The following is a 24,787-nucleotide window of genomic DNA, read 5'->3' on the forward strand; positions in this document are numbered from 1 at the left end:
GACCCGGCGGTGCCGCCGTGGGAGGCGGGGGCGGCATGGGCGGGGGCGGCACGAGCACCGAGCTGCTCTCGTACCTGAAGAAGAACCAGGACGGCGCGAAATGGCTGCTGGCGGTGTCGAGTTCGCAGAGCGCCGCGCAGCTCATCCTCAGCAGCGGTGAGCCGGTGATCTCCATGTGGGGCTGGTCCGGCTCCGACAACGCGATGACGCTGGCCAGGCTGAAGGAGCTGGTGAAGAACGGCGAGCTGCACTACATCCAGCTCGGCGGCGGCATGGGAGGCGGCGGCGGAATGGGCGGCGGCTCCACGGCCACCTCCGAGGTGACGGAGTGGGTGCAGAAGAACGGGACGGCGGTGAAGGAGAGCGACTACAGCACGAGTTCGAGCACGACGTCCGACTCGACCTCGACCTCGACTTCCGAGTCGACGGTCTACCGCCTGGACGCCTCAGACATGACCTGACCTGACCCGGCTCAACCCCCACTGCCCGCACAGCAGCAACGGCCCTTGACTCTCCTGTCAGGGGCCGTTTCGCGCCATCAACTCGCGTAGACATGGCGCAATTTGCCGGTTCCCGTCATCTGATCGACATGTCAGATTCATTGCCTTGACTGCATGTGCATGCCACTCTCCCGATTGCCGCCTCCAATCAACACGCGTAGATCGGACACCCCACATGCTGGCGACACGCATACGCCGATGGAAATCGGTGGCTCTTGTCACCTCCGCCGTCATGGTCGGCCTCGCCGCACCGGCGCTCACCGCGACCCCCGCCGCGGCGACCACGACGGCGTACGACGCGACGTACTACAAGAACGCGGTCGGCAAGACGGGTTCGAGCCTGAAGTCCTCGCTGCACACGATCATCACGCCCCAGACGAAGCTCTCGTACTCCGCCGTCTGGAACGCGCTGAAGGTCACCGACCAGGACCCGAACAACAGCAACAACGTGATCCTGCTGTACAGCGGCGTCTCGCGCAGCAAGTCCCTCAACGGCGGTGACGTCGGCGACTGGAACCGCGAGCACACCTGGGCCAAGTCCCACGGCGACTTCGGCGAGGTGACCGGACCCGGCACGGACCTGCACCACCTGCGCCCGGCGGACGTCCAGGTCAACAGCATCCGCGGCAACAAGGACTTCGACAACGGCGGCAGCTCGGTCACCAACGGCGGCGGCAGCCTCACGGACTCCGACTCCTTCGAGCCGCGCGACGCCGACAAGGGCGACGTGGCCCGCATGATCCTCTACATGGCCGTCCGCTACGACGGCGGCGACGGCTTCGCCGACCTCGAACCGAACGAGAGCGTCAACAACGGCAGCAACCCGTACATGGGCAGGCTCGCCGTCCTCAAGCAGTGGAACGCCGAGGACCCGCCGAGCGCCTTCGAGGAGAAGCGCAACCAGGCCATCTACGACACCTACCAGCACAACCGCAACCCGTTCATCGACCACCCGGAGTGGGTCGAGGCGATCTGGTAGGCAAACGGTCCCGCACCATCTCGACCGGCCGGCCACGAGGGAGTCGTCCCTCGCGGCCGGCCGCTGTCGTTCCCTGAGGAAGCGACTACGCGTAGGACGTGCCACCGGCCGGGCGGCCAGACGTCCACCAGGCAATCACCCGGGCCGCCATCGCGTCGGGCCGCAGGCCCGTCGGATCCAGGCCGAAGTGATCCTCCAACTCGTGCCGCAGGAACTCACCGATCTCCGTCGGACCGGCGCCGCCACGAAGCCGCCCGAGCAGAGGGGCGACCATGCAGTCGTACTCGTCCGGCACATCGTCGGCGACGCCGATCGGATCCCACTCATTGAGCAGATCTCGGAGGCCGTTCTCGGTGGGGCTCATGGCCTCAGGATGCCACCGCCAGACGGCCGTCATCCCGCGCTCCGCGTACTCCAGCCGAAACCGCTCAAGCGTCGAACCCGTACTCCAGCACATACGCCGACGAGTCGAGCACCATCTCGTTCACCTCGACGGCGACACCGTCTGCGTCGAAGGCGGTGCGGGCGACCAGCACCACCGGCACGCCCGGCGGCAGTTCCAGGCGATCGGCTTCGTCCGCGCCGGGCATGCGGGAGCGGATCTCCTCGCGGAAGCGGACGGGCCCCCGGCCCAGTTCCTCCAGCCTGGCGTAGACGCCGCCGGGGCCGGTGTCCGGCTGGGTGATCGGGGTGCCCACGACGAGGCCTGCGGACAGGTGCGACGTGGAGAGAAGGACCGGCTTGCCGTCGAGCGTGTAGCGGCGCCGACGGACGCAGACCCGCTCACCCTCCGCCAGCCCCAACACGCCCGCGGCCACAGCCGTGGCCTCCTCCTCGCTCACCGCGACCGAGTCGACGACGAGTGAGCGGCCCGCGACATCCGTCTCCCAGACCGACCGGCCCTCTCCCCACTGCCCATGAGCGAGACGTTCGATGCCTAGTCGGCGGACGGGCTTGAAGTCCCGGACGAACACCCCGGCGCCTTTGCGCGCTTCGACGATGCCTTCGGCCTGTAGAACGCCGAGCGCCTGCCGGGCCGTCATGCGCGCGACCTCATGGGTCGCCATGAGGTCGTTCTCGCCGGGAAGCCGCTCGCCCGGCCCGTACTCGCCGGCCTCGATGGCCGCCCGCAGTTCCGCGGCGATGCGCTGGTATTTGGGCTGACGCCCCGAATCCCGGCCGCTCATCCAAGCCTCTCCTCTGATCATCTCTAGACATCCTAGGCACCAAGGGTCACGCCCCACAGCTGGACGATGACGCCATACGGGCAATTTCGCTCACATCTCTAGAGAAGCGCGGCCAGTCCCCCCACGAGTGCTTCACTATCTCCACATCTCTAGAGATGCAAGACTCGACCCGGAGGTCGCCATGTCAGCCCACCCCGCTCCGCGGCAACTCTTCGAACCCGGAATCTCGGAGATCCAGTGCCGGTTACCGCACAGCCTTCGCAGCGCGCGGCATGCCCGCGAGCTGCTGCGCGGTCAACTCGCGGCGTGGAAGATCGACGACGAAGTAGCCCTCACCGCCGAGCTGTTGCTCTCGGAACTGGTCACCAACTCGCTCCGGCATGCCCGGGTTCCGGTGGGGCGGGAGATCGGCGTACGCATCGCCACGTACGACGGGCGCCTGCGCGTGGAGGTCGCCGACGCCAACAACTCCCGCCCCGAGGTGAGAGAGCCGGCCGACGAGGACGAACACGGCCGCGGCCTCGCCCTCGTCGAGGCGCTCGCGTTGCGCTGGGGGTGCTGCCCCCGCCGACATGGCATCGGCAAAGCGACCTGGGCGGAACTGTCGCTGCGGCGTTGAGTAATGGGCCGGCCGCTGTCGTCAGCCCAAGTGGGTCGGTGCGAACATCCGCAGCACCGCCGGAAGCACCACCACCGACGGCCCCGGCTCCCCCAACGCCTTCGCGAGGTCCGTCTCCAGCGTCTCCGCCGACGTCCGCACTCCGGGCACCCCGAACGACTCCGCCAGCGTCACGTAGTCCGGGCGCGCCAGCTCCGTCCCCGTCGTCTCCCCGAAGGCCTCCGTCATGTACTCGCGCAGGATGCCGTAGCCGCCGTCGTCGACGATGAGCCAGGTGACGTTCAGGTCGTACTGCCGGGCCGTGGCCAGTTCGGCGATCGAGTACAGGGCGCCGCCGTCGCCCGAGACCGCGAGGACCGGGTACGTCGGGTCGGCCACCGCGGCTCCCAGGGCCGCCGGGAAGGCATAGCCGAGGCCGCCCGCGCCCTGCGCCGAGTGCATGCGGTTGGGGCCCTTGGGGTCGAAGGCGGACCAGGCCCAGTAAGCCAGGATCGTCATGTCCCAGAAGGAGGGGGAGGAAGCGGGGAGCGCCCTGCGCACCGACGCCAACACTTCTTGTTCCAGGCCGAGTTCCTGGGCGGCGATGCGGTCGGCGACCTTGGCCAGGACCGAACGGACACGCTCCGGGGCCGCCCCGTCCTCCCGCTTCGACACCGTCTCCAGCAGCGCCTGCAACGCCAGTCGCGCGTCCGCGTGGATGCCGAGGGCCGGGTGGTTGGCCTCCAGTTTGCCGAGGTCCGCCTCGATCTGGATGACCCGGCCCCGCGGCTTGAACGTGTGGTAGTTCGAGGAGAGTTCGCCCAGGCCCGAACCGACGACCAGCAGAACGTCCGCGTCCTCCAGGAAGTCCGTGGTGTGGCGGTCCTCCAGCCAGGACTGGAGGGACAGCGGGTGGGTCCACGGGAAGGCGCCCTTGCCGCCGAAGGTGGTGACCACGGGGGCGTCGAGCCGTTCGGCGAGCTGGCGGAGCTTGCCGGAGGCATCCGCGCGGACCACTCCCCCGCCCGCGATGATCGCCGGGCGGGCGGCGCGGGAGAGCAGGTCGGCCGCCACCGCCGTCAGTTCGGGGCGTGGGGGCAACTCGTCCGGGAAGGCGTCGCCGCCCGTGACGACCGGGATCGCCGTCTCCGCCAGGAGCACGTCCTGCGGGATCTCCACCCAGACCGGGCCGTGCGGAACCGTGAGCGCCGACTTCCAGGCCGCCTCGATCGCGGAGGGGATCTGGGACTGGGCGCGGACCGTGTGGACCGACTTCACGACACCCCTGAACGAGGCCGCCTGGTCGGGGAGTTCATGGAGGTAGCCATGACGGCCGCCGCCCAGGCCCGCCGTCGGGATCTGGCTGCTGATCGCGAGGACGGGGGCGGAGGCCGCCGCGGCCTCCTGGAGAGCTGCCAGCGAGGTCAGCGCGCCCGGCCCCGTGGACAGCAGCAGCGGCGCCGCCTCACCGGTGATGCGGCCGTACGCGTCCGCCGCGAAACCCGCGTTGTTCTCCACCCGCAGGCCGATGTACCGCAGGTCGGAGCGGCGCAGGGCGTCGAACACTCCGAGCGCGTGCTGGCCGGGCAGTCCGAAGACGGTGGTCGCGCCGAGCCCGGCCAGGGTCTCCACGACCAGGTCTCCGCCGTTGCGGCCGGCGGGAGGGTTCAGAGCGGCGGAGATCTGCGCCTCCGTCGGCCGGAGCACCAGGTCGTGGTCGTGAGTCACTTCGCGCGGGCCTCCGCAATCTGGCGGGACATGATCGTGGTCAGTTCGTACGCCGTGTGCGATGCCGCCACCGACGTGATCTCCGCGTGATCGTACGCGGGCGCCACCTCGACGACATCCGCGGAGACGAGGTGGCAGGAGGCCAGACCGCGCAGGATCTCCAGCAGCTCGCGGGAGGTCATGCCGCCGGCCTCGGGGGTGCCGGTGCCGGGCGCGTGAGCCGGGTCGAGGCAGTCGATGTCGATGGAGATGTAGAGGGGGCGGTCGCCGATGCGCTGGCGCAGCTGGTCGGCGATCTCGTCGACGCCGCGCCGCATCACGTCCGCGGAGGTGACGATGCCGAAGCCCATCTTCTCGTCGTCGGTGAGGTCCTGCTTGCCGTAGAGGGGGCCACGGGTGCCGACGTGGGAGAGGGCGGAGGTGTCGAGGATGCCCTCCTCGACGGCCCGGCGGAACGGCGTGCCGTGCGTGTACTCGGCGCCGAAGTAGGTGTCCCAGGTGTCGAGGTGGGCGTCGAAGTGGAGCAGGGCGACCGGGCCGTGCTTCTTGGCGACCGACCTGAGGAGCGGGAGGGCGATGGTGTGGTCGCCGCCGAGGGTCATCAGGCGGGCGCCGGTGCCCAGCAGGTCGTCGGCGGCGGCCTCGATCGTCTCGACGGCCTCGTTGATGTTGAACGGGTTCACGGCGATGTCGCCGCCGTCCGCGACCTGCGCGAGGGCGAAGGGGGAGGCGTCCTGCGCCGGGTTGTAGGGCCGCAGCAGCCGGGACGCCTCGCGGATCGCGTTGCCGCCGAAGCGGGCACCCGGCCGGTAGGAGACGCCGGAGTCGAACGGTACGCCCACGACGGCGACGTCGGCGTGGCCGACCTCGTCGAGGCGGGGCAGCCGGGCGAAGGTCGCGGGTCCGGCGTAGCGCGGGACGCGGGAGGAGTCGACCGGACCGCGGGGCGTCTCGTTGCTGCTCATGGGGAAAATGCCTTCTTTCCTACGCTTCGCCGTACATGTACACCTGCTATATCCATCTGCCCACATCTGGGGCGGCCGGTCCAGGTCGACAATAGGAGGCCGAGGCGCGAGTGCGAATTATACGTTTCGTACATCGCACGGCGACGGGATGGAGGAAACGTCCATCACCACGTCCATCACCACGTCGATCACGCCGGTACGGGTGAAACGCTGTGGCCAGGGCGAGTGACGCGCGTCCCAGCGGCCGGGACACCGAAGACTCCCGCCGGTCACTGCCCCACAATGGAGACCATGCCGATACCCGGGACACCCAGCCGCGCCGAGCTCGTCGAGCACCTTGTGAAGACCCGCATCGCGGGTGATGTCGCCACCCCGCGCGAGAACAACCTCTCCCACTACCGCCAGTTGGCCAACGGCGTGCGCAACTTCTGGCTCGGGCTGGAGCTGGGCGACCGCTGGACCGACGAGCAGGACGTGCTCGCGGTGATGGCGGAGCGGGTCGGTGTCAACGACGATCCCGAGTACCGCCACGGCCAGGACACCATCGACCCCCAGTTGACGGTCGACGGCCTGGAGCGGCTCGCCGGGCGGCTGCGCAAGGCGGCGGAGGACCGGCAGCGGGTGCTGTTCGCCACCGGCCATCCGGGCGGACTGCTCGATGTGCACCGGGCCACCGCGGACGCGCTGCGCGGGGCCGGCTGCGAGATCGTCGTCATCCCGGACGGGCTGCAGACGGACGAGGGATACGTCATGCAGTTCGCGCAGGTGGCGATGCTGGAGCACGGCGCCACCCTGTGGCACACCCATTCGGGTGAACCGATGAAGGCGATCCTGACCGCCCTGGAGCGCGAGGGCCGTCCGCTGCCGGACCTGGTCGTCGCCGACCACGGCTGGGCGGGTTACGCCGGACAGCACGGCGTGGACTCCGTCGGATACGCCGACTGCAACGACCCGGCGCTGTTCCTCGCCGAGTCGGAGGGCACCGTGCAGGTCGCGGTCCCCCTCGACGACCACGTCCTCAGCCCCCGCTACTACGACCCGATGACGGCGTTCCTGCTGGCGGAGGCGGGTCTCGCCTAGGCGGCGGCCGGCTCAGTCCTGCCGGGGGACGCGGACCACGCCCTCCTGGATCACCGAGACGGCGAGCTGTCCGTCCTGCGTGTAGATGCGGGCCTGGCCGAGGCCGCGTCCGCCGTGTGCCGACGGCGACTCCTGGTCGTACAGCAGCCACTCGTCCGCGCGGAACGGCCGGTGGAACCACATCGCGTGGTCCAGCGACGCCCCGACCACGTCACCGACGGCCCAGCCGCCGCGGCCGTGTGCGAGGAGCACCGAGTCCAGGAGCGTCATGTCGGAGACGTAGGTGGCGAGGACGACGTGCAGCAGGGGGTCGTCGGCGAGCTTGCCGTTGGTGCGGAACCAGACCTGGCTGTGCGGCTCGCGCGGCTCACCGAACTTCCCGTACGGCGGCTCCTCGACGTACCTCAGGTCGATGGCCTGCCGGGCCTCCAGGAACCGTTCGACCACGTCCGGCGGGAGATGGTCGTAGCCCCGCAGGCGTTCCGCGGAGGTCGGCAGGGTCACCGGGTCCGGGGAGGCGGGCATCGGCATCTGGTGGTCGAGGCCCTCCTCGTACGTCTGGAAGGACGCGGAGAGGGTGAAGATCGGCCGGCCGTGCTGGACCGCGACCGCGCGGCGGGTGGTGAAGGAACGGCCGTCGCGGATGCGCTCGACGTTGTAGACGATGGGCGCTCCCGGGTCGCCCATCCTGAGGAAGTACGCGTGCAGGGAGTGGGCGTGCCGGTCCGCGGGGACCGTACGCCCGGCGGCGACCAGCGCCTGGGCCGCGACCTGGCCGCCGAAGACGCGGGGGACGACGGCGGACCGGGAGCGGCCGCGGAAGATGTTCTCCTCGATCTGCTCGAGGTCGAGCAGATCGAGGAGATCCTGTAGTGCCTGGCTCATGAGAACTGTTGTACCCGGCGGTAATTGCGGCCGGCTTACAGACCCATGTCCTTGGCGATGATCGACTTCATGATCTCGCTGGTGCCGCCGTAGATGCGGTTGACGCGGTTGTCCGCGTACAGGCGGGCGATCAGGTACTCGTTCATGTAGCCGTAGCCGCCGTGGAGCTGGAGGCAGCGGTCGATCACGCGGTGCGCGACCTCGGTGCAGAACAGCTTGGCGCTGGCGGCCTCGGCGGGGGTCAGCTCACCGGCGTCCAGGGCCTCCGTGGCGCGGTCGGCGACGGCCTCGGCCGCGTCCACCTCGGCCTGGCAGGCGGCCAGCTCGAACTTGGTGTTCTGGAAGTGGGCGACCGGCTTGCCGAAGACGGTGCGCTCGCGCACGTACTCGGTGGCGAACCGGACGGCCGCCTTCGCCTGGGCGTAGGCGCCGAAGGCGATGCCCCAGCGCTCCGAGGCGAGGTTGTGACCGAGGTAGAAGAAGCCCTTGTTCTCCTCGCCGAGGAGGTCCTCGACGGGCACCTTGACGTCGACGAAGGCCAGCTCGGCCGTGTCGGAGGTGCGCAGGCCCAGCTTGTCCAGCTTGCGGCCGATCGAGTAGCCCTCGGACTTGGTGTCCACCGCGAAGAGGGAGATGCCGAAGCGGCGGTCCTCGGCGGTCGGGGCGGAGGTGCGGGCGCAGACGATCACCTTGTCGGCGTGGACGCCGCCCGTGATGAAGGTCTTCGAGCCGTTGAGGACGTAGTGCGTGCCGTCCTCGCTCAGCTTGGCGGTGGTCTTCATGCCCGCGAGGTCGGAACCGGTGCCCGGCTCCGTCATCGCGATGGCCCACATCTCCTCGCCGGAGACGAACTTCGGCAGGAAGCGCTTCTTCTGCTCGTCGGTGGCGAGCATCTTGAGGTACGGCAGGGCGAGCAGGACGTGCACGCCGGAGCCGCCGAACTGGACGCCGGCGCGGGCGGTCTCCTCGTAGAGGACGGCCTCGAACTTGTGGCTGTCCAGGCCGGCGCCGCCGAACTCCTCGGGGACGTTGATCCCGAAGATGCCCAGCTCGCCGAGCTTGTAGTAGAACTCCCGCGGGGCCTGGCCGGCGGCGAACCACTCGTCGTAGACGGGGACGACCTCGGCCTCGATGAAGGCGCGAAGGGTCTCCCGGAATGCCTCGTGATCCTCGTTGAACACCGTACGGCGCACGCCGCCACCTCCACGTACCTCGACCCTGTCTAAGCGCTTGCTCATTCACCGTACCGGCGAGTAGGAGGTGCGTCCAGGGTGGGTACGGGGTAACGCTCGTCACGCGTCCGCGTCCAGGGCTTCGCCCCCCGGAACCCGACAGGACATCGCGAGAGCGGTCGTGATAGCCTCTAACAAACTCGTGCACCTATAAGTCACATGCCCACCGAAAGGCATCCCATGCCAAGGACCAGCACCGAGACCCCCCGCGAGCGCTACCGCGCCCAGGTGCGGGCCGAGGTCAAGGAGCGGGCCTGGGAACAGATCGCCGCAGCCGGGGCCTCCGCGCTGTCGCTCAACGCGATCGCCAAGCAGATGGGGATGAGCGGGCCCGCGCTGTACCGGTACTACGGCAGCCGGGACGAGCTGATCACCGAGTTGATCAGGGACGCGTACCGCAGCCTGGCCGATGCCGTCCGGGCCGCCGACGGCGACGTCACCTCCCTGGCGTACGCCCTGCGCGCGTGGGCGCTCGCCGACCCGCACCGGTACTTCCTGGTCTACGGCACACCCGTGCCGGGCTATCACGCGCCCGACGACATCACCGCCATCGCGTCGGAGATCATGGCCCGCCTGCTCGACGCCTTCGCCGAGCTGCCGGCGGGGGAGGCGCGGACGCCGTTCGACGCGCACCTCGACGAGCACCGGGAGTGGACGGACGGCCACCCCGCCCCCTCCCCCGCCCCACGCCGGGCACTGGCCTTCTGGACCCGGCTGCACGGCGCGCTGTCCCTGGAGCTGGCGGGCCACTTCACGGGAATGGGCTTCGATCCCGCACTGCTCTTCGCCGCCGAGCTGGAGAGTCTCGGCGAGTAACCCCGTCAGCCCCTACGCCTCCGCCGCCGAGCCGAAGGCGCCCTTCGCCATGCGGTGGAGGAGGTCCGCCGTGGCCCCCCGGCCGGGGAGCGAGCCCGCCCTTCCCAGGTGCGGGGTGGAGTTCAGCAGCCCGAACACCGAGTGCACGGCGGACCGGGCCGCCGGCTCGGTGAGCGCCGGGTAGACCCCGCGGACCACCTCCACCCACAGCTCGACGTACTGGCGCTGCAACTGCCGTACCAGCTTGCGGTCGCTGTCGCGGAGGCGGTCCAGCTCGCGGTCGTGCAGGGTGATGAGGGGACGGTCGTCGAGCGCGAAGTCGATGTGCCCCTCGATGAGCGAGTCGAGGACCGCCTCACCGTCGACCCCGTCGGCCCCGTCGGCCCCGGCGCCCCTGTCGGCCTCCTGCATCCGGCGCCGCGCGCCGGTCAGCAGCTGGCCGCTGATCCCGACCAGCAGCTCCGCGAGCATCGCGTCCTTGCCGGGGAAGTGCCGGTAGAGGCCGGGGCCGCTGATGCCGACCGCGGCTCCTATCTCGTCCACGCCGACTCCGTGGAACCCGCGTTCGGCGAAGAGCCGCGCGGCCTCCTTGAGGATCTGCTCACGGCGGGTGGGGGCGTCGGTTCTGGTGGCCATGAAAACAATTCTAGACATCGAGGTTAGCGCTCGTTAACCTGGTGGAAATGGTTAACGCTCATTAACAGTCGACCACTGGCCGTGAGGGGACCGCAAGGTATGGAGCAGGCACCGGAGCTGACCAGCGCGGCAGATCCCGCGTCGGAGGCCTGGCGGGCCAATGAGAAGGCCCACCGCGCACTCGTCGAGGAGCTGCGCGGCAAGCTCGCCGCCGCCCGGCTCGGCGGCGGAGAGAAGGCGCGGGCCCGGCACACCGCGCGCGGGAAGCTGCTGCCGAGGGAGCGGGTGGACACCCTCCTCGACCCCGGCTCGCCGTTCCTGGAGCTGGCGCCCCTCGCCGCCGACGGGCTGTACGACGGGCAGGCCCCGGCGGCGGGTGTGATCGCCGGGATCGGCCGGGTCAGCGGCCGGGAGTGCGTGATCGTGGCCAACGACGCCACGGTCAAGGGCGGGACGTACTACCCGATGACGGTGAAGAAGCATCTGCGGGCCCAGGAGGTCGCTCTCGAGAACCGTCTGCCGTGCCTGTACCTGGTGGATTCGGGCGGCGCCTTCCTGCCCATGCAGGACGAGGTGTTCCCCGACCGTGAGCACTTCGGGCGGATCTTCTACAACCAGGCCCGGATGTCCGGCGCCGGCATCCCGCAGATCGCCGCCGTGCTCGGCTCGTGCACGGCGGGCGGGGCGTACGTCCCGGCGATGAGCGACGAGACCGTCATCGTGCGCGGCCAGGGCACGATCTTCCTCGGCGGTCCCCCGCTGGTGAAGGCCGCCACCGGCGAGGTCGTCACCGCGGAGGAGCTGGGCGGCGGCGAGGTCCACGCGCGCGTGTCGGGCGTCACCGACCACCTCGCGGAGGACGACGCGCACGCCCTGCGCATCGTGCGCACCATCGTCTCCACCCTCCCGGCCCGCCGCCCGCTCCCCTGGGAGGTGCGGCCCACCGTCGAGCCGAAGGCCGACCCCTACGGGCTGTACGGGGCGGTCCCGGTCGACTCCCGTACCCCCTACGACGTGCGGGAGATCATCGCCCGGATCACCGACGGCTCCCGGTTCGCCGAGTTCAAGTCGGAGTTCGGGCAGACCCTGATCACCGGTTTCGCCCGCATCCACGGGCACCCGGTCGGCATCGTCGCCAACAACGGCATCCTGTTCTCCGAGTCCGCCCAGAAGGGCGCCCACTTCATCGAGCTGTGCGACCAGCGCGGCATCCCACTGCTGTTCCTGCAGAACATCTCCGGCTTCATGGTCGGCCGGGACTACGAGGCCGGGGGCATCGCCAAGCACGGCGCCAAGATGGTCACCGCGGTCGCCTGCACGCGCGTGCCCAAGCTGACGGTCGTGGTCGGCGGGTCCTACGGCGCGGGGAACTACTCGATGTGCGGGCGGGCGTACTCCCCGCGCTTCCTGTGGATGTGGCCGAACGCCAAGATCTCCGTGATGGGCGGTGAGCAGGCCGCCTCCGTCCTCGCCACCGTCAAGCGCGACCAGCTGGAGGCGCGCGGCGAGGAGTGGCCGGCCCCGGAGGAAGAGGCGTTCAAGGACCCGATCCGGGAGCAGTACGAGCGCCAGGGCAACGCCTACTACGCGACCGCCCGGCTCTGGGACGACGGGGTCATCGACCCGCTGGACACCCGCCAGGTGGTGGGTCTGGCCCTGACCGCCTGTGCCAACGCGCCCCTGGGTGAACCCCAGTTCGGCGTCTTCCGGATGTGAGGGGCTTCACGACCATGTTCGACACCGTCCTCGTGGCCAACCGTGGCGAGATCGCCGTCCGGGTCATCCGCACCCTGCGGGCGCTGGGCGTGCGCTCGGTGGCCGTCTTCTCCGACGCGGACGCCGACGCCCGGCACGTCCGCGAGGCCGACACGGCCGTACGGATCGGTCCGGCGCCGGCCGCCGAGAGCTATCTGTCGGTGGAGCGGCTGCTGGAGGCCGCCGCCCGCACCGGCGCCCAGGCCGTCCACCCCGGCTACGGCTTCCTCGCGGAGAACGCCGGCTTCGCGCGCGCGTGCGCCGACGCCGGGCTCGCCTTCATCGGGCCGCCCGCCGACGCGATCTCCCTCATGGGCGACAAGATCCGCGCCAAGGAGACCGTGCAGGCGGCGGGCGTGCCGGTGGTCCCGGGGTCGAGCGGCAGCGGGCTCGGCGATGCCGAACTGGCCGCCTCGGCACGGGAGATCGGCATGCCCGTGCTGCTGAAGCCGTCCGCGGGCGGTGGCGGCAAGGGCATGCGGCTGGTGCGGGAGGAGGACCGTCTCCTGGACGAGATCGCCGGCGCCCGCCGTGAGGCCCGCGCCTCCTTCGGGGACGACACGCTCCTCGTCGAGCGGTGGATCGACCGGCCCCGGCACATCGAGATCCAGGTCCTCGCGGACGGCCACGGCCGGGTGATCCACCTGGGCGAGCGCGAGTGCTCCCTGCAGCGCCGGCACCAGAAGGTCATCGAGGAGGCGCCCAGCGTGCTCCTCGACGAGGCCACCCGCGCGAGCATGGGCGAGGCCGCCGTGCAGGCGGCGCTGTCCTGCGGTTACCGGGGCGCGGGGACCGTGGAGTTCATCGTCCCCGGCGGGGACCCGAAGGCGTACTACTTCATGGAGATGAACACCCGTCTCCAGGTGGAGCACCCCGTCACCGAGCTGGTCACCGGGATCGACCTGGTGGAGTGGCAGTTGCGGGTGGCGGCAGGCGAGCGGCTGCCCTACACGCAGGACGACATCCGGCTCACCGGGCACGCAGTCGAGGCCCGGGTGTGCGCCGAGACCGTGTCCGTCCGGGAGGGCGCGCGCGGGTTCCTGCCGTCCGGCGGCACCGTGCTGAGGCTGCGTGAGCCGCAGGGCGAGGGCGTGCGCACCGACTCGGGGCTGACCGAGGGCACCGAGGTCGGCAGCCTGTACGACCCGATGCTGTCCAAGGTGATCGCCTACGGTCCCGACCGGGCCACCGCGCTGCGCAAGCTGCGGGCCGCCCTCGCGGACACGGTCACGCTGGGCGTGCCGACCAACGCCGGGTTCCTGCGCCGGCTGCTCGCCCATCCGGCGGTCGTGTCGGGCGAGCTGGACACCGGTCTGGTCGAGCGGGTCATGGACGACCTGGTCCCCACCGACGTACCGGAGGAGGTCTACGAGGCCGCCGCGGCCGTCCGGCTGGAGGGGCTGAGGCCGTCCGGGGCGGGGTGGACGGATCCCTTCTCGGTGCCGAGCGGGTGGCGGCTGGGCGGGCAGCACCGGCCGGTCGCGTTCCCATTGCGAGTGCCGGGACTCGAACCCGTCACCCGTGAGGTCCGCGGCGCGCACACCGTCACCGACGACCGGGTCGGCGTCACCCTCGACGGTGTCCGGCACACCTTCGAGCGGGCCGATGACTGGCTGGGCCGCGAGGGCGACGCCTGGCAGGTGCGCGACCACGACCCGGTGGCCGCCGCCCTGACCGGGGCCGCGCACGCGGGCGCCGACTCGCTGACCGCGCCCATGCCGGGCACGGTGACAGTGGTGAAGGTCGCCGTCGGCGACGAGGTGAGCGCGGGCCAGAGCCTGCTGGTGGTGGAGGCGATGAAGATGGAGCACGTCATCTCCGCCCCGCACGCCGGCACGGTGGCCGAACTGGACGTCACCGCGGGCACGACGGTCGCCATGGACCAGGTGCTGGCCGTGATCGCGCCGCACGAGGAGGAGGCATGACCGTGCGAGGACTTCCGATGGCCGTGCCCGCGCCCGGCCTGCCCACCCGGGTCAGGATCCACGAGGTCGGGGCACGCGACGGCCTGCAGAACGAGAAGAGCACCGTGCCGACGGCGGTGAAGGCCGAGTTCGTGCACCGGCTCGCCGAGGCGGGGCTGACCACGATCGAGGCGACCAGCTTCGTCCACCCCAAGTGGGTGCCCCAGCTCGCCGACGCCGAGCAGCTGTTCCCGCTGCTGTCCGGCCTGCCGGTGGAGCTGCCGGTGCTGGTGCCGAACGAACGCGGTCTTGACCGGGCCCTCGCCCTGGGCGCGCGGCGGGTCGCGGTGTTCGCCAGCGCCACCGAGTCCTTCGCCAAGGCCAACCTCAACCGCACGGTGGACGAGTCGCTGGCCATGTTCCACCCGGTGGTGGAGCGGGCCAAGGCCGGCGGGGTGCATGTGCGGGGCTATCTCTCCATGTGCTTCGGGGACCCGTGGGAGGGTGCCGTCCCGGTCCCCCAGGTCGTGCGGGTGTGCCGGGCCCTGATCGACATGGGCTGCGACGAGCTGAGCCTCGGCGACACCATCGGGGTCGCCACCCCCGGCCATGTCGAGGAACTGCTGACCGCGCTCGGCGAGGAGGGCATCCCCGTCTCCGCGCTGGGCGTGCACTTCCACGACACCTACGGCCAGGCCCTCGCCAACACGCTGGCCGCGCTGCGGCACGGCGTCACCACCGTCGACGCCTCGGCGGGCGGCCTGGGCGGCTGCCCGTTCGCGAAGTCCGCCACCGGCAATCTCGCCACCGAGGACCTCGTGTGGATGCTGACCGGCCTCGGCATCGACACCGGGGTCGACCTCGGCCGTCTCGTCGCCACGAGCGTCTGGATGGCCGGCCGGCTGGGCCGGCCCAGCCCGTCCCGCACCGTCCGCGCCCTGTCCCACGAGGACGCAGAGGGCCAAGAGGGCCGCGAGGCCCACAAGGAGCAGTGACCGCCATGGACCACCGACTCTCCCCCGAGCTGGAAGAACTCCGGCGCACCGTCGAGCAGTTCGCGCACGACGTCGTCGCGCCGAAGATCGGCGACTTCTACGAGCGGCACGAGTTCCCGTACGAGATCGTCCGCGAGATGGGCCGCATGGGCCTGTTCGGGCTGCCGTTCCCCGAGGAGTACGGCGGTATGGGCGGCGACTATCTGGCGCTGGGCATCGTGCTGGAGGAACTGGCCCGCGTCGACTCCTCGGTGGCGATCACCCTGGAGGCGGGGGTGTCGCTGGGCGCGATGCCGATCCACCTCTTCGGCACCGAGGAGCAGAAGCGCGAGTGGCTCCCTCGGCTGTGTTCCGGCGAGATCCTGGGCGCGTTCGGCCTGACCGAGCCGGACGGCGGCAGTGACGCGGGCGCGACGCGTACGACGGCCCGGCTGGACCCGGACACCGACGAATGGGTCATCAACGGCACGAAGTGCTTCATCACCAACTCGGGCACGGACATCACGGGACTGGTCACGGTCACCGCGGTGACCGGCCGCAAGCCGGACGGCAGGCCGCTGATCTCGGCGATCGTCGTCCCGTCCGGTACTCCGGGCTTCACGGTCGCCGCGCCCTACTCCAAGGTCGGCTGGAACGCCTCGGACACCCGCGAGCTGTCCTTCACGGACGTCCGGGTGCCCGCCGCCAACCTGCTGGGCGAGAAGGGCCGCGGCTACGCCCAGTTCCTGCGCATCCTGGACGAGGGCCGCGTCGCGATCGCGGCACTGGCGACGGGCCTCGCGCAGGGCTGTGTGGACGAGTCGGTGAGGTACGCGAAGGAGCGGCACGCCTTCGGCCGGCCGATCGGCGCCAACCAGGCGATCCAGTTCAAGATCGCCGACATGGAGATGAAGGCCCACACGGCCCGTCTCGCCTGGCGCGACGCGGCGTCCCGGCTGGTGTCCGGCGAACCCTTCAAGAAGGAGGCGGCCCTGGCGAAGCTGTACTCCTCGACGATCGCCGTCGACAACGCGCGCGACGCCACCCAGGTGCACGGCGGCTACGGCTTCATGAACGAGTACCCGGTCGCCCGCATGTGGCGCGACTCCAAGATCCTGGAGATCGGCGAGGGCACCAGCGAGGTCCAGCGGATGCTGATCGCGAGGGAGTTGGGCCTGGTGGGCTGACCCCCGCCTCAGCCGCCCAGCAGGCCGCGCAGGCCCTCGATCAGGTCCCGTACGGGCGTCGCCGCCGCGCCGAGTGCGGCGACGGCGCCGGTGAGGGCGGCCAGGGCCGCGCGCCGCTGGGCGGCGGGGCGCGTGCCGTCGGCGACGACCGGCAGGTTGTCGTCGACGGTCCGGGCGGCGTCCGGGGCGAGGGCGCCACGCAGCTGGTCGAGTTCGCGTCGCAGCGCCTCGACCGCCTCCTGGGCGGGGAGCGGCTGACCGCCCTTCACGATGCCGATGTTGTGGCTGCCGCCGTTCATGGCCACCTGGTCGCCGCTGCCGTAGCTGTTGAAGGTGTCGCCGCTCACTTCTTCACCATGCCCGTGTTGTGGAGACCGCCGTACATGTTGACCGTGTCCCCGAACTGGTAGTTCTTGGGGTTGACCTGGAGGCTCTCCACCCGGACCTGGAACTCGGCCTCGGGGTTCTCGATGGCGTGGACGATGTAGAGGACGAGCTGCCGCAGCTGGGTCGGGTCGGGCAGGGTCACCAGGGCGGTGGATCCGCTGGAGGTCTCGACGGCCAGGACGTGTTCGTCCGGGGCGGCCCACACCTTCACCGTGTGGAAGAGCAGCCCGAGCACCACGGCCATGCCGAGCACCCACACCACTTGCGCGTTGTCGTCCTGGGCGCTGGACGAGGAGGAGTTGTCGTTGACCACCTGGACCACGACGAACACCAGGATGGTGATGCCCGTCCACTTGAGGAAGTCGTTGAGCGCTTCCATCCGTTTGGGCTTGAGGACGAAGGTATGGACGCGAGCGACGTTGTGCAGCGGGTAGACCGCCTCGCCGACCCACAGCAGCCGTCTGCTCACCTTCAGTTCGACGGTGCGCCCGTTGCCCGGTGGCGGCGGTACGGGTACCGACGCCCCGAGTGTTCCCTGAGTCTCCACAAGTCCCCCCGTCAGCACATGCACCCGTGGGGACCATTAAGCAATCGAAGAAGTCGAAGCAAGAGGCGATTTACGGTCAACTCGACCGCCCGCCCGAGAGGTTGACCGGATCCGAAAGGCCTGGCGGCCTTGCATGACCGGGGTCGGGGAGCCCCGCCCCCTGGACAAGATCTGAGGTTAGGCTAACCTACCTTCGAATTGTCCGGCGGTGATCCGCCCCGTTCGAAAGCAGCCACCTTCATGTCCAACGCCAGAGCCAATCACCTCACCCGTCGCGGCATCCTCGCCGCTGGCGGCGCCCTCGGCCTCGGTGCCGTGCTGGCAGCCTGCGGGGACGACGACTCGACGAGCGGTGGCTCGAAGTCGACGGAGAGTGCCGCCGCCAAGTCCGGCCCCTGGACGTTCAAGGACGACCGCGGTACGACCGTGAAGCTCGACAAGATCCCGGCGAACATCGTCGCGTTCACCGGCGTGGCCGCCGCGCTGTACGACTACGGCGTCCAGGTCAAGGGTGTCTTCGGGCCGACCAAGACCACCGACGGCAAGGCCGACGTGCAGGCCGGCGACATGGACATCACCAAGGTCGAGGTCATCGGCAACGTCTGGGACGAGTTCAACGTCGAGAAGTACGCGGCCCTCGCGCCCGACGTGCTCATCTCCACGACCTTCGACAACGCCGGCACCCTCTGGTACGTCCCCGAGGCCTCCAAGGACAAGATCGCCAAGCTCGCCCCGAGCGTCGCGGTCTCCGTCTACGACCGGCAGATCACCGCTCCGCTGGAGCGCATGTGGGAGCTGGCCGAGTCCCTGGGCGCGGACATGGCCGCCGCCGCCGACGCCAAGAAGCGCTTCGAGACGGCCGCCACCCGGCTGCGCGCCGCCGCCAAGGCCAAGCCCGAGATCAAGGTCATGGCCGGTTCCGCGAGCGACCAGCTGTTCTACGTCTCCGGCACCAACCTCTCCATCGACCTGGAGTACTTCAAGGCCCTCGGCGTGCACTTCGTCGAGCCGCCGGAGAGCGCCAAGGCCGAGGGCGGCGGCTGGTACGAGTCGCTGAGCTGGGAGAACGTCGACAAGTACCAGGCCGACATCATCATGATGGACGACCGTTCCTCGACGATCCAGCCGGCCGACATCGCCAAGCCGACCTGGAAGCAGCTCCCCGCGGTGAAGGCCGGCCAGGTCATCTCCCGCTCGCCCGAGCCGATCCTGTCGTACGACAAGTGCGTGCCGCTGCTGGAGAACCTCGCCGACGCGCTCGAGAAGGCCAAGAAGGTCGCCTGACACGGGTGACCGGGGGCGGGCGGGGTGAGCCGCACGCCGGCCCAGCCGCACGCCCCCAGCAGGCCGGCCGTCCCTTCCCCCACGTCAGGAGTCCGCATGAGCACGGCCGTCGCCGCCCCGTTCCGCTTCTTCTCGCTCCACGTCGTGCGGACGAGGCGGCTCGGCCCGTCCCTGGTCCGGGTGAGTTTCGCCGGGGAGGACCTCCGGCACTTCTTCTCCGACGGCTACGACCAGTCGCTGTCGCTGTTCCTGCCGCATCCGGGGCAGGACGCGCCGGCCGTTCCCGTCGAGCTGGGGGACGGCTGGTGGCAGGGCTGGCGTGAACTGCCGGACGACGTACGGGCGGTGATGCGTTCGTACACGCTCAGGGAGCTGCGCCGGGATCCCGACGAGGTCGACATCGACTTCGTGCTGCACACCCCGGCCGGGCCCGCCTCCGCGTGGGCCGACCGGGCGCGCGCCGGTGACCGGGCGTTCCTGCTCGGGCCCGCCGTCGCCGACAACCGGGCGATCCGGTTCCGGCCGCCGCAGGACACCGACCTGGTGCTGCTGTGGGGCGACGAGACGGCTCTCCCGGCGATCGCGTCGATCCTGGAGGCGCTGCCCGCCGGACAGCGCGTCCGGGCGTGGCTGGAAGTGCGCGACCCCCACCACGCGCAGGACCTGGTGACCGCGGCGGACGCCGAGATCACCTGGCTGGCCGACGGGGCCTCCCTCGACGCCCTGCGCGAGGCCGAACTCCCGCCCACCGAGCGGCCGTACGCATGGATCGCGGGCGAGTCGGGCTCGATGAAGGCGCTGCGCCGGCACTTCGTGCGCGAGCGCGGCATCGACCGGCGCCGGGTCACCTTCGTCGGGTACTGGCGCCGGGGCATGACCGAGGAAGAGCTGCGCGCCGCCTAGCAGTAGCCGCTCCGCCCGCCGAGGCGGCCCCGGTGGGCCATGACGTGATCACTGTCACGGCGAAGGCCTGCCACCCGACCCACCTACCGAGGTTAGGCTTACCTAAGTTGAATCCGAGGTTCCGCCCCCGCGTCCGTCCCGCGGCGGACCCGTCCCCATCCCGGAGGACCCCCACGATGCGCTCGCACCTGCTCAATGGCACGAACGCGGAGCGGTACCGCCGCACCGTGACCGAAGGAGTCGAGCGGGTGGCAGCCAAAATCGCCGCCACCGACCGTCCGTTCACCGGCATCACGGCCGACGCCCTCGCTCCGCGCATCGAGAGCATCGACCTCGACCGGCCGCTGGGTGACACCACGGCGGTGCTGGACGAGCTGGAGGAGGTCTACCTCCGCGACGCGGTCTACTTCCACCACCCCCGCTACCTCGCCCACCTCAACTGCCCGGTCGTCATCCCGGCCGTGCTCGGCGAGGCGGTCCTGTCCGCCGTCAACTCCTCCCTGGACACCTGGGACCAGTCGGCCGGCGGCACCCTCATCGAGCGGAAACTGGTCGACTGGACGACCGCCCGCATCGGCCTCGGCCCCGCCGCCGACGGCGTGTTCACCTCCGGCGGCAGCCAGTCCAACCTCCAGGCGCTGCTCCTCGCCCGCGAGGAGGCAAAGACCGACTCGCTGGAGAAACTGCGCATCTTCGCCTCCGAGGTCAGCCACTTCAGCGTGAAGAAGTCCGCCCAGCTGCTGGGCCTCGGCCAGGACGCCGTGATCTCCATCCCCGTCGACCACGACAAGCGCATGCGGACCGTCGCGCTCGCCCGCGAACTGGAGCGCTGCGCGCAGGACGGCCTCGTCCCCATGGCCGTCGTCGCCACCGCCGGCACCACCGACTTCGGCTCCATCGACCCGCTGCCCGAGATAGCCGAAGTGTGCGAGCAGTACGGCACCTGGATGCACGTCGACGCCGCCTACGGCTGCGGCCTGCTCGCCTCGGTGAAGTACCGCGACCGGATCGACGGCATCGAGCACGCCGACTCCGTCACCGTGGACTACCACAAGTCCTTCTTCCAGCCGGTGAGTTCCTCCGCCGTGCTGGTCAAGGACGCGGCCACGCTGCGCCACGCCACCTACCACGCCGAGTACCTGAACCCGCGCCGCATGGTGCAGGAACGTATCCCCAACCAGGTCGACAAGTCCCTCCAGACGACCCGCCGCTTCGACGCGCTGAAGCTGTGGATGACGCTGCGCACGATGGGCGCCGACAGCATCGGCCAGCTCTTCGACGAGGTCTGCGACCTCGCCGTGCGGGGCTGGGAACTGCTGGCCGCCGACCCGCGCTACGACGTCGTCGTCGAGCCGTCGCTGTCCACCCTGGTCTTCCGCTACATCCCCGCGGCCGTGACCGACCCGGCCGAGATCGACCGCGCCAACCTGTACGCCCGCAAGGCCCTGTTCGCCTCCGGCGACGCGGTGGTCGCGGGCACCAAGGTGAGCGGCCGCCACTATCTGAAGTTCACCCTGCTCAACCCCGAGACGACGGTCGACGACATGGCCGCCGTACTGGACCTGATCGCCGCCCATGCCGAGCAGTACCTGGGAGAGTCCGTTGTCCGCGCGTCCTGAGAACCCCGCCGCCACCCACGACTTCGTCGGGATCGGGCTCGGCCCCTTCAACCTCGGCCTCGCCTGTCTGACCGAGCCGATCGAGGAACTCCGCGGCGTCTTCCTGGAGTCGAAGCCCGACTTCGAGTGGCACGCGGGCATGTTCCTCGAAGGCGCGCACCTGCAGACGCCGTTCATGTCCGACCTGGTGACCCTCGCCGACCCGACCTCGCCGTACTCCTTCCTCAACTACCTGAAGGAGAAGGGCCGGCTGTACTCGTTCTACATCCGCGAGAACTTCTACCCGCTGCGCGTCGAGTACGACGACTACTGCCGCTGGGCCGCGAACAAGCTCACCAGCGTGCGCTTCTCCACGACGGTCGCCGAGGTGACGTACGACGAGGCCGCCCGGCTGTACGTCGTCAGCACCACGGCCGGCGAGGAGTTCCGCGCCCGTCACCTGGTCCTGGGCACCGGAACCCCGCCCCACATCCCGGAGGCCTGCGCGGACCTGGGCGGGGACTTCCTGCACAACTCCCGCTACATGGCGCACAAGGCGGAGCTGCAGAAGAAGGATTCGATCACGCTGGTCGGCTCCGGCCAGTCGGCCGCCGAGATCTACCACGACCTGCTCAGCGAGATCGACGTCCACGGCTACCAGCTGAACTGGGTGACGCGCTCGCCGCGCTTCTTCCCCCTCGAATACACCAAGCTGACGCTGGAGATGACGTCCCCCGAGTACGTCGACTACTTCCGCGAGCTGCCCGAGCCCACCCGATACCGGCTCACGGCCGAGCAGAAGGGCCTCTTCAAGGGCATCGACGGCGACCTCATCAACGAGATCTTCGACCTGCTCTACCAGAAGAACCTCGGCGGCCCGGTGCCCGCCCGCCTGCTCACCAACTCGGCGCTGCGCGGCGCACGGTACGAGAACGGCACGTACACCCTGTCCTTCAGGCAGGAGGAACAGGGCAAGGACTTCGAGCTGGCCTCGCAGGGCCTGGTCCTGGCCACCGGCTACAAGTACGCCGAGCCCGAGTTCCTCAAGCCGGTCCGCGACCGGCTGCGCTACGACTCGCAGGGCAACTTCGACGTGGCGCGCAACTACGCCATCGACACCACGGGCCGCGGTGTGTTCCTGCAGAACGCGGGCGTGCACACGCACAGCATCACCAGCCCGGACCTCGGCATGGGCGCCTACCGCAACAGCTACATCATCCGCGAGCTGCTCGGCAGCGAGTACTACCCCGTCGAGAAGACCATCGCGTTCCAGGAGTTCAGCGCATGAGCACCACCTCCGCGGCCGTCGGCCGTCTCACCCTCCGCCCCCTCGACCCCCTCAAGGACGCCGAGCTGCTGCACTCCTGGGTGACGCACCCCAAGGCGGCCTTCTGGATGATGCAGGAGGCCAGGCTGGTGGACGTCGAGCGCGCCTACATGGAGATCACCGCCGACGAGCACCACCACGCCCTGCTCGGGCTGCACGACGGCGTACCCGCCTTCCTGATGGAGTACTACGACCCGCGTCACCGTGAGCTGGTCGGCCTGTACGAGCCGCGGCCCGGTGACGTCGGCATGCACTTCCTGGTCGCCCCCACCGACCGGCCCGTGCACGGCTTCACCCGCGCGGTCATCACCGCCGTCATGGCACACCTCTTCGCCGACCCGGCCACCGAACGGATCGTGGTCGAGCCCGACGTCTCCAACACGGCCGTACAGGCCCTGAACGAGGCCGTCGGCTTCGTGCCGGAGCGCGAGATCCAGAAGCCCGAGAAGCCGGCGCTGCTGAGCTTCTGCACACGGGAACGCTTCGTCGCGGCCACGGGGGTGCGCGCGTGAGCCTCGCCGACGCCGTGGCCCACCTCTCCCCCGAGCGCTGGGAGAAGGCCAACCGCCTGCTGGTCCGCAAAGCCCTCGCGGAGTTCGCGCACGAGCGGCTGTTCACCCCCGAACGCATCGACGACGGTTACGTCGTCCGCAGTGACGACGGCCTGACGTACTACCGCTTCACCGCCGTACGCCGCGCCCTCGACCACTGGCAGATCGACGCCGACTCCATCACCCGCAGCCGCGACGGCGTCGAACTCCCGGTCGCCGCACTGGACTTCTTCATCGAGCTGAAGCAATCGCTGGAGCTGAGCGACGAGATCCTGCCGGTCTACCTGGAGGAGATCTCCTCCACCCTCTCCGGCACCTGCTACAAGCTCACCAAGCCGCAGATCCCCGCCGCGGAACTGGTGGACAGCGGCTTCCAGGCCATCGAGACCGGGATGACCGAGGGCCACCCCTGCTTCGTCGCCAACAACGGGCGGCTCGGCTTCGGCGTCCACGAGTACCTGTCGTACGCCCCGGAGACCGCGAGCCCGGTCCGCCTGGTGTGGCTGGCCGCGCACCGGTCGCGGGCCGCGTTCACGGCGGGCGTCGGCATCGACTACGAGTCGTTCGTCCGGCAGGAGCTGGGCAAGGAGACCGTCGACCGCTTCGACGGCGTACTGCGCGAGCGGGGCCTCGACCCGGCCGACTACCTCCTCATCCCCGTCCACCCCTGGCAGTGGTGGAACAAGCTCACCGTCACCTTCGCCGCCGAGATCGCCCGCGGCAACCTGGTGTGCCTGGGCGAGGGCGACGACGAGTACCTGGCGCAGCAATCCATCCGGACGTTCTTCAACAGGACCAGCCCCGAGAAGCACTATGTGAAGACGGCCCTGTCCGTCCTCAACATGGGCTTCATGCGCGGCCTGTCGGCGGCGTACATGGAGGCCACCCCGGCGATCAACGACTGGCTGGCCCAGCTGATCGACAACGACCCGGTGCTGAGGTCGACGGGGCTGTCGATCATCCGGGAGCGGGCGGCCGTGGGCTACCGGCACCTCGAGTACGAGGCGGCGACCGACCGCTACTCGCCGTACCGCAAGATGCTGGCCGCGCTGTGGCGGGAGAGCCCCGTCGCCTCCCTCCGCGACGGCGAGTCCCTCGCCACGATGGCCGCCCTCGTCCATGTGGACCACGAGGGCAGGTCGGTGGCCGGCGCGCTGATCGAGCGGTCGGGCCTGGCCCCCACCGAGTGGCTGCGGCACTACCTGCGGGCGTACTACACCCCGCTGCTGCACACCTTCTACGCCTACGACCTGGTCTTCATGCCGCACGGCGAGAACACCATCCTGGTGCTGAAGGACGGCGTCGTGCAGCGGGCGGTCTACAAGGACATCGCCGAGGAGATCGCCGTCATGGACCCGGACGCGGTGCTGCCGCCCGAGGTGCGGCGCATCCGGATCGAGGTCCCCGAGGACACGAAGCTCCTGTCCATCTTCACGGACGTCTTCGACTGCTTCTTCCGCTTCCTCGCCGCCGGCCTGGCCGCCGAGGGGATCCTGGAGGAGGACGGCTTCTGGCGCACGGTCGCCGAGGTCACCCGCGAGTACCAGGCGGCGAACCCCGAACTCGCCGAGAAGTTCCGGCAGTACGACATGTTCGCCCCCGAGTTCGCGCTGTCCTGCCTCAACCGGCTCCAGCTGCGCGACAACAAGCAGATGGTGGACCTGTCGGACCCGTCCGGCGCCCTCCAGCTGATCGGCACCCTGAAGAACCCGCTCGCCGGGTTCTGACCCACCGACCGGCGCACGCCCCCCGAGTACGGTCCTC

Annotated in this window: 24 protein-coding genes; 15 read left to right on the plus strand and 9 right to left on the minus strand. The window is 70.2% G+C overall.

Annotated features, from left to right (window positions below):
* Both BZL64_RS02320 and BZL64_RS02325 read left to right on the plus strand, forming a co-directional pair.
* Positions 1-461: mannosyltransferase YkcB-related protein (locus BZL64_RS02320; protein ID WP_483025090.1), on the plus strand; the 461-nt coding region annotated here is incomplete at its 5' end.
* A 214-nt stretch (positions 462-675) separates the two neighbouring features.
* The gene (locus tag BZL64_RS02325; protein ID WP_086765577.1) at positions 676-1,479 is read left to right on the plus strand and encodes an endonuclease I family protein; all 804 of its coding nucleotides are present in this window, start codon (positions 676-678) and stop codon (positions 1,477-1,479) included.
* Between the two features lie 85 nt (positions 1,480-1,564).
* On the opposite strand, the gene BZL64_RS02330 is transcribed toward BZL64_RS02325, so the two are convergent.
* Positions 1,565-1,843, minus strand: coding sequence for a hypothetical protein (locus BZL64_RS02330; protein WP_086765630.1), 279 nt, complete (start codon positions 1,841-1,843; stop codon positions 1,565-1,567).
* A gap of 64 nt (positions 1,844-1,907) precedes the next feature.
* A complete protein-coding gene (locus tag BZL64_RS02335) occupies positions 1,908-2,666 on the minus strand; it encodes a GntR family transcriptional regulator (protein ID WP_086765579.1) in 759 nt (252 codons plus the stop codon).
* Between the two features lie 181 nt (positions 2,667-2,847).
* On the opposite strand from BZL64_RS02335, the gene BZL64_RS02340 reads away from it, so the two are divergent.
* Positions 2,848-3,285, plus strand: a complete 438-nt coding sequence (locus BZL64_RS02340; RefSeq protein ID WP_086765582.1) for an ATP-binding protein — start codon at positions 2,848-2,850, stop codon at positions 3,283-3,285.
* 21 nt (positions 3,286-3,306) lie between these two features.
* Here the strand turns inward: BZL64_RS02340 and BZL64_RS02345 are convergent, their stop codons facing one another.
* Together BZL64_RS02345 and speB are read right to left on the minus strand one after the other, a co-directional pair.
* On the minus strand, positions 3,307-4,992 hold the full coding sequence (locus tag BZL64_RS02345; RefSeq protein WP_086765584.1) for a thiamine pyrophosphate-binding protein: 1,686 nt from the start codon (positions 4,990-4,992) through the stop codon (positions 3,307-3,309).
* Positions 4,989-5,957 (minus strand): agmatinase, encoded by a 969-nt coding sequence (gene speB, locus BZL64_RS02350; RefSeq protein WP_086765586.1) that lies wholly within the window; start codon positions 5,955-5,957, stop codon positions 4,989-4,991. Before speB ends, BZL64_RS02345 begins: the two co-directional genes overlap by 4 nt.
* A gap of 291 nt (positions 5,958-6,248) precedes the next feature.
* On the opposite strand from speB, the gene BZL64_RS02355 reads away from it, so the two are divergent.
* A complete protein-coding gene (locus BZL64_RS02355; protein ID WP_086765633.1) occupies positions 6,249-7,037 on the plus strand; it encodes a phosphatase in 789 nt (262 codons plus the stop codon).
* A 12-nt stretch (positions 7,038-7,049) separates the two neighbouring features.
* On the opposite strand, the gene BZL64_RS02360 is transcribed toward BZL64_RS02355, so the two are convergent.
* Positions 7,050-7,922 carry an acyl-CoA thioesterase gene (locus BZL64_RS02360; protein ID WP_086765588.1) on the minus strand — a complete coding sequence of 291 codons (873 nt, stop codon included), beginning with the start codon at positions 7,920-7,922 and terminating at the stop codon, positions 7,050-7,052.
* A gap of 35 nt (positions 7,923-7,957) precedes the next feature.
* On the minus strand, positions 7,958-9,115 hold the full coding sequence (locus BZL64_RS02365; protein ID WP_086765590.1) for an acyl-CoA dehydrogenase family protein: 1,158 nt from the start codon (positions 9,113-9,115) through the stop codon (positions 7,958-7,960).
* A gap of 219 nt (positions 9,116-9,334) precedes the next feature.
* Between BZL64_RS02365 and BZL64_RS02370 the strand changes: the two genes are divergently transcribed.
* On the plus strand, positions 9,335-9,970 hold the full coding sequence (locus BZL64_RS02370) for a TetR/AcrR family transcriptional regulator (RefSeq protein WP_086765592.1): 636 nt from the start codon (positions 9,335-9,337) through the stop codon (positions 9,968-9,970).
* A 12-nt stretch (positions 9,971-9,982) separates the two neighbouring features.
* On the opposite strand, the gene BZL64_RS02375 is transcribed toward BZL64_RS02370, so the two are convergent.
* Complete coding sequence (locus BZL64_RS02375; RefSeq protein ID WP_086765594.1) at positions 9,983-10,606, minus strand: SACE_7040 family transcriptional regulator; 624 nt, start codon at positions 10,604-10,606, stop codon at positions 9,983-9,985.
* Between the two features lie 99 nt (positions 10,607-10,705).
* On the opposite strand from BZL64_RS02375, the gene BZL64_RS02380 reads away from it, so the two are divergent.
* The 4 genes from BZL64_RS02380 to BZL64_RS02395 are packed head-to-tail and all read left to right on the plus strand — an operon-like array spanning position 10,706 to position 16,426.
* Positions 10,706-12,322, plus strand: coding sequence for a carboxyl transferase domain-containing protein (locus tag BZL64_RS02380; protein ID WP_086765597.1), 1,617 nt, complete (start codon positions 10,706-10,708; stop codon positions 12,320-12,322).
* A gap of 14 nt (positions 12,323-12,336) precedes the next feature.
* Positions 12,337-14,286 carry an acetyl-CoA carboxylase biotin carboxylase subunit gene (locus BZL64_RS02385; protein ID WP_086765635.1) on the plus strand — a complete coding sequence of 650 codons (1,950 nt, stop codon included), beginning with the start codon at positions 12,337-12,339 and terminating at the stop codon, positions 14,284-14,286.
* On the plus strand, positions 14,283-15,260 hold the full coding sequence (locus BZL64_RS02390) for a hydroxymethylglutaryl-CoA lyase (RefSeq protein WP_086765599.1): 978 nt from the start codon (positions 14,283-14,285) through the stop codon (positions 15,258-15,260). The genes BZL64_RS02385 and BZL64_RS02390 overlap by 4 nt, the downstream gene beginning before the upstream one ends.
* Before the next feature lie 5 nt (positions 15,261-15,265).
* Positions 15,266-16,426: an acyl-CoA dehydrogenase family protein gene (locus BZL64_RS02395; protein ID WP_086765638.1), complete on the plus strand. Its 1,161-nt coding sequence runs from the start codon at positions 15,266-15,268 to the stop codon at positions 16,424-16,426.
* A gap of 8 nt (positions 16,427-16,434) precedes the next feature.
* On the opposite strand, the gene BZL64_RS02400 is transcribed toward BZL64_RS02395, so the two are convergent.
* Together BZL64_RS02400 and BZL64_RS02405 are read right to left on the minus strand one after the other, a co-directional pair.
* A complete protein-coding gene (locus BZL64_RS02400) occupies positions 16,435-16,773 on the minus strand; it encodes a hypothetical protein (RefSeq protein WP_086765601.1) in 339 nt (112 codons plus the stop codon).
* Positions 16,770-17,282 carry a DUF6232 family protein gene (locus BZL64_RS02405; RefSeq protein ID WP_244205148.1) on the minus strand — a complete coding sequence of 171 codons (513 nt, stop codon included), beginning with the start codon at positions 17,280-17,282 and terminating at the stop codon, positions 16,770-16,772. The genes BZL64_RS02400 and BZL64_RS02405 overlap by 4 nt, the downstream gene beginning before the upstream one ends.
* 318 nt (positions 17,283-17,600) lie before the next feature.
* Between BZL64_RS02405 and BZL64_RS02410 the strand changes: the two genes are divergently transcribed.
* From BZL64_RS02410 to BZL64_RS02435, 6 genes are all read left to right on the plus strand, one after another.
* Positions 17,601-18,644 (plus strand): ABC transporter substrate-binding protein, encoded by a 1,044-nt coding sequence (locus BZL64_RS02410; protein WP_086765605.1) that lies wholly within the window; start codon positions 17,601-17,603, stop codon positions 18,642-18,644.
* Positions 18,645-18,740: 96 nt separating this feature from the next.
* Positions 18,741-19,547, plus strand: coding sequence for a siderophore-interacting protein (locus tag BZL64_RS02415; protein WP_086765607.1), 807 nt, complete (start codon positions 18,741-18,743; stop codon positions 19,545-19,547).
* A gap of 176 nt (positions 19,548-19,723) precedes the next feature.
* A complete protein-coding gene (gene desA / locus BZL64_RS02420) occupies positions 19,724-21,166 on the plus strand; it encodes a lysine decarboxylase DesA (protein ID WP_086765608.1) in 1,443 nt (480 codons plus the stop codon).
* Complete coding sequence (locus tag BZL64_RS02425; RefSeq protein ID WP_086765610.1) at positions 21,150-22,433, plus strand: lysine N(6)-hydroxylase/L-ornithine N(5)-oxygenase family protein; 1,284 nt, start codon at positions 21,150-21,152, stop codon at positions 22,431-22,433. The genes desA and BZL64_RS02425 overlap by 17 nt, the downstream gene beginning before the upstream one ends.
* Complete coding sequence (locus tag BZL64_RS02430) at positions 22,430-22,984, plus strand: GNAT family N-acetyltransferase (RefSeq protein WP_086765613.1); 555 nt, start codon at positions 22,430-22,432, stop codon at positions 22,982-22,984. Before BZL64_RS02425 ends, BZL64_RS02430 begins: the two co-directional genes overlap by 4 nt.
* Positions 22,981-24,750 (plus strand): IucA/IucC family protein, encoded by a 1,770-nt coding sequence (locus BZL64_RS02435; RefSeq protein ID WP_086765615.1) that lies wholly within the window; start codon positions 22,981-22,983, stop codon positions 24,748-24,750. Before BZL64_RS02430 ends, BZL64_RS02435 begins: the two co-directional genes overlap by 4 nt.
* The last annotated feature ends 37 nt before the right edge of the window (positions 24,751-24,787 follow it).

This window comes from Streptomyces bobili, from assembly GCF_002154575.1.
GTDB classification, from domain to species: domain Bacteria; phylum Actinomycetota; class Actinomycetes; order Streptomycetales; family Streptomycetaceae; genus Streptomyces; species Streptomyces bobili.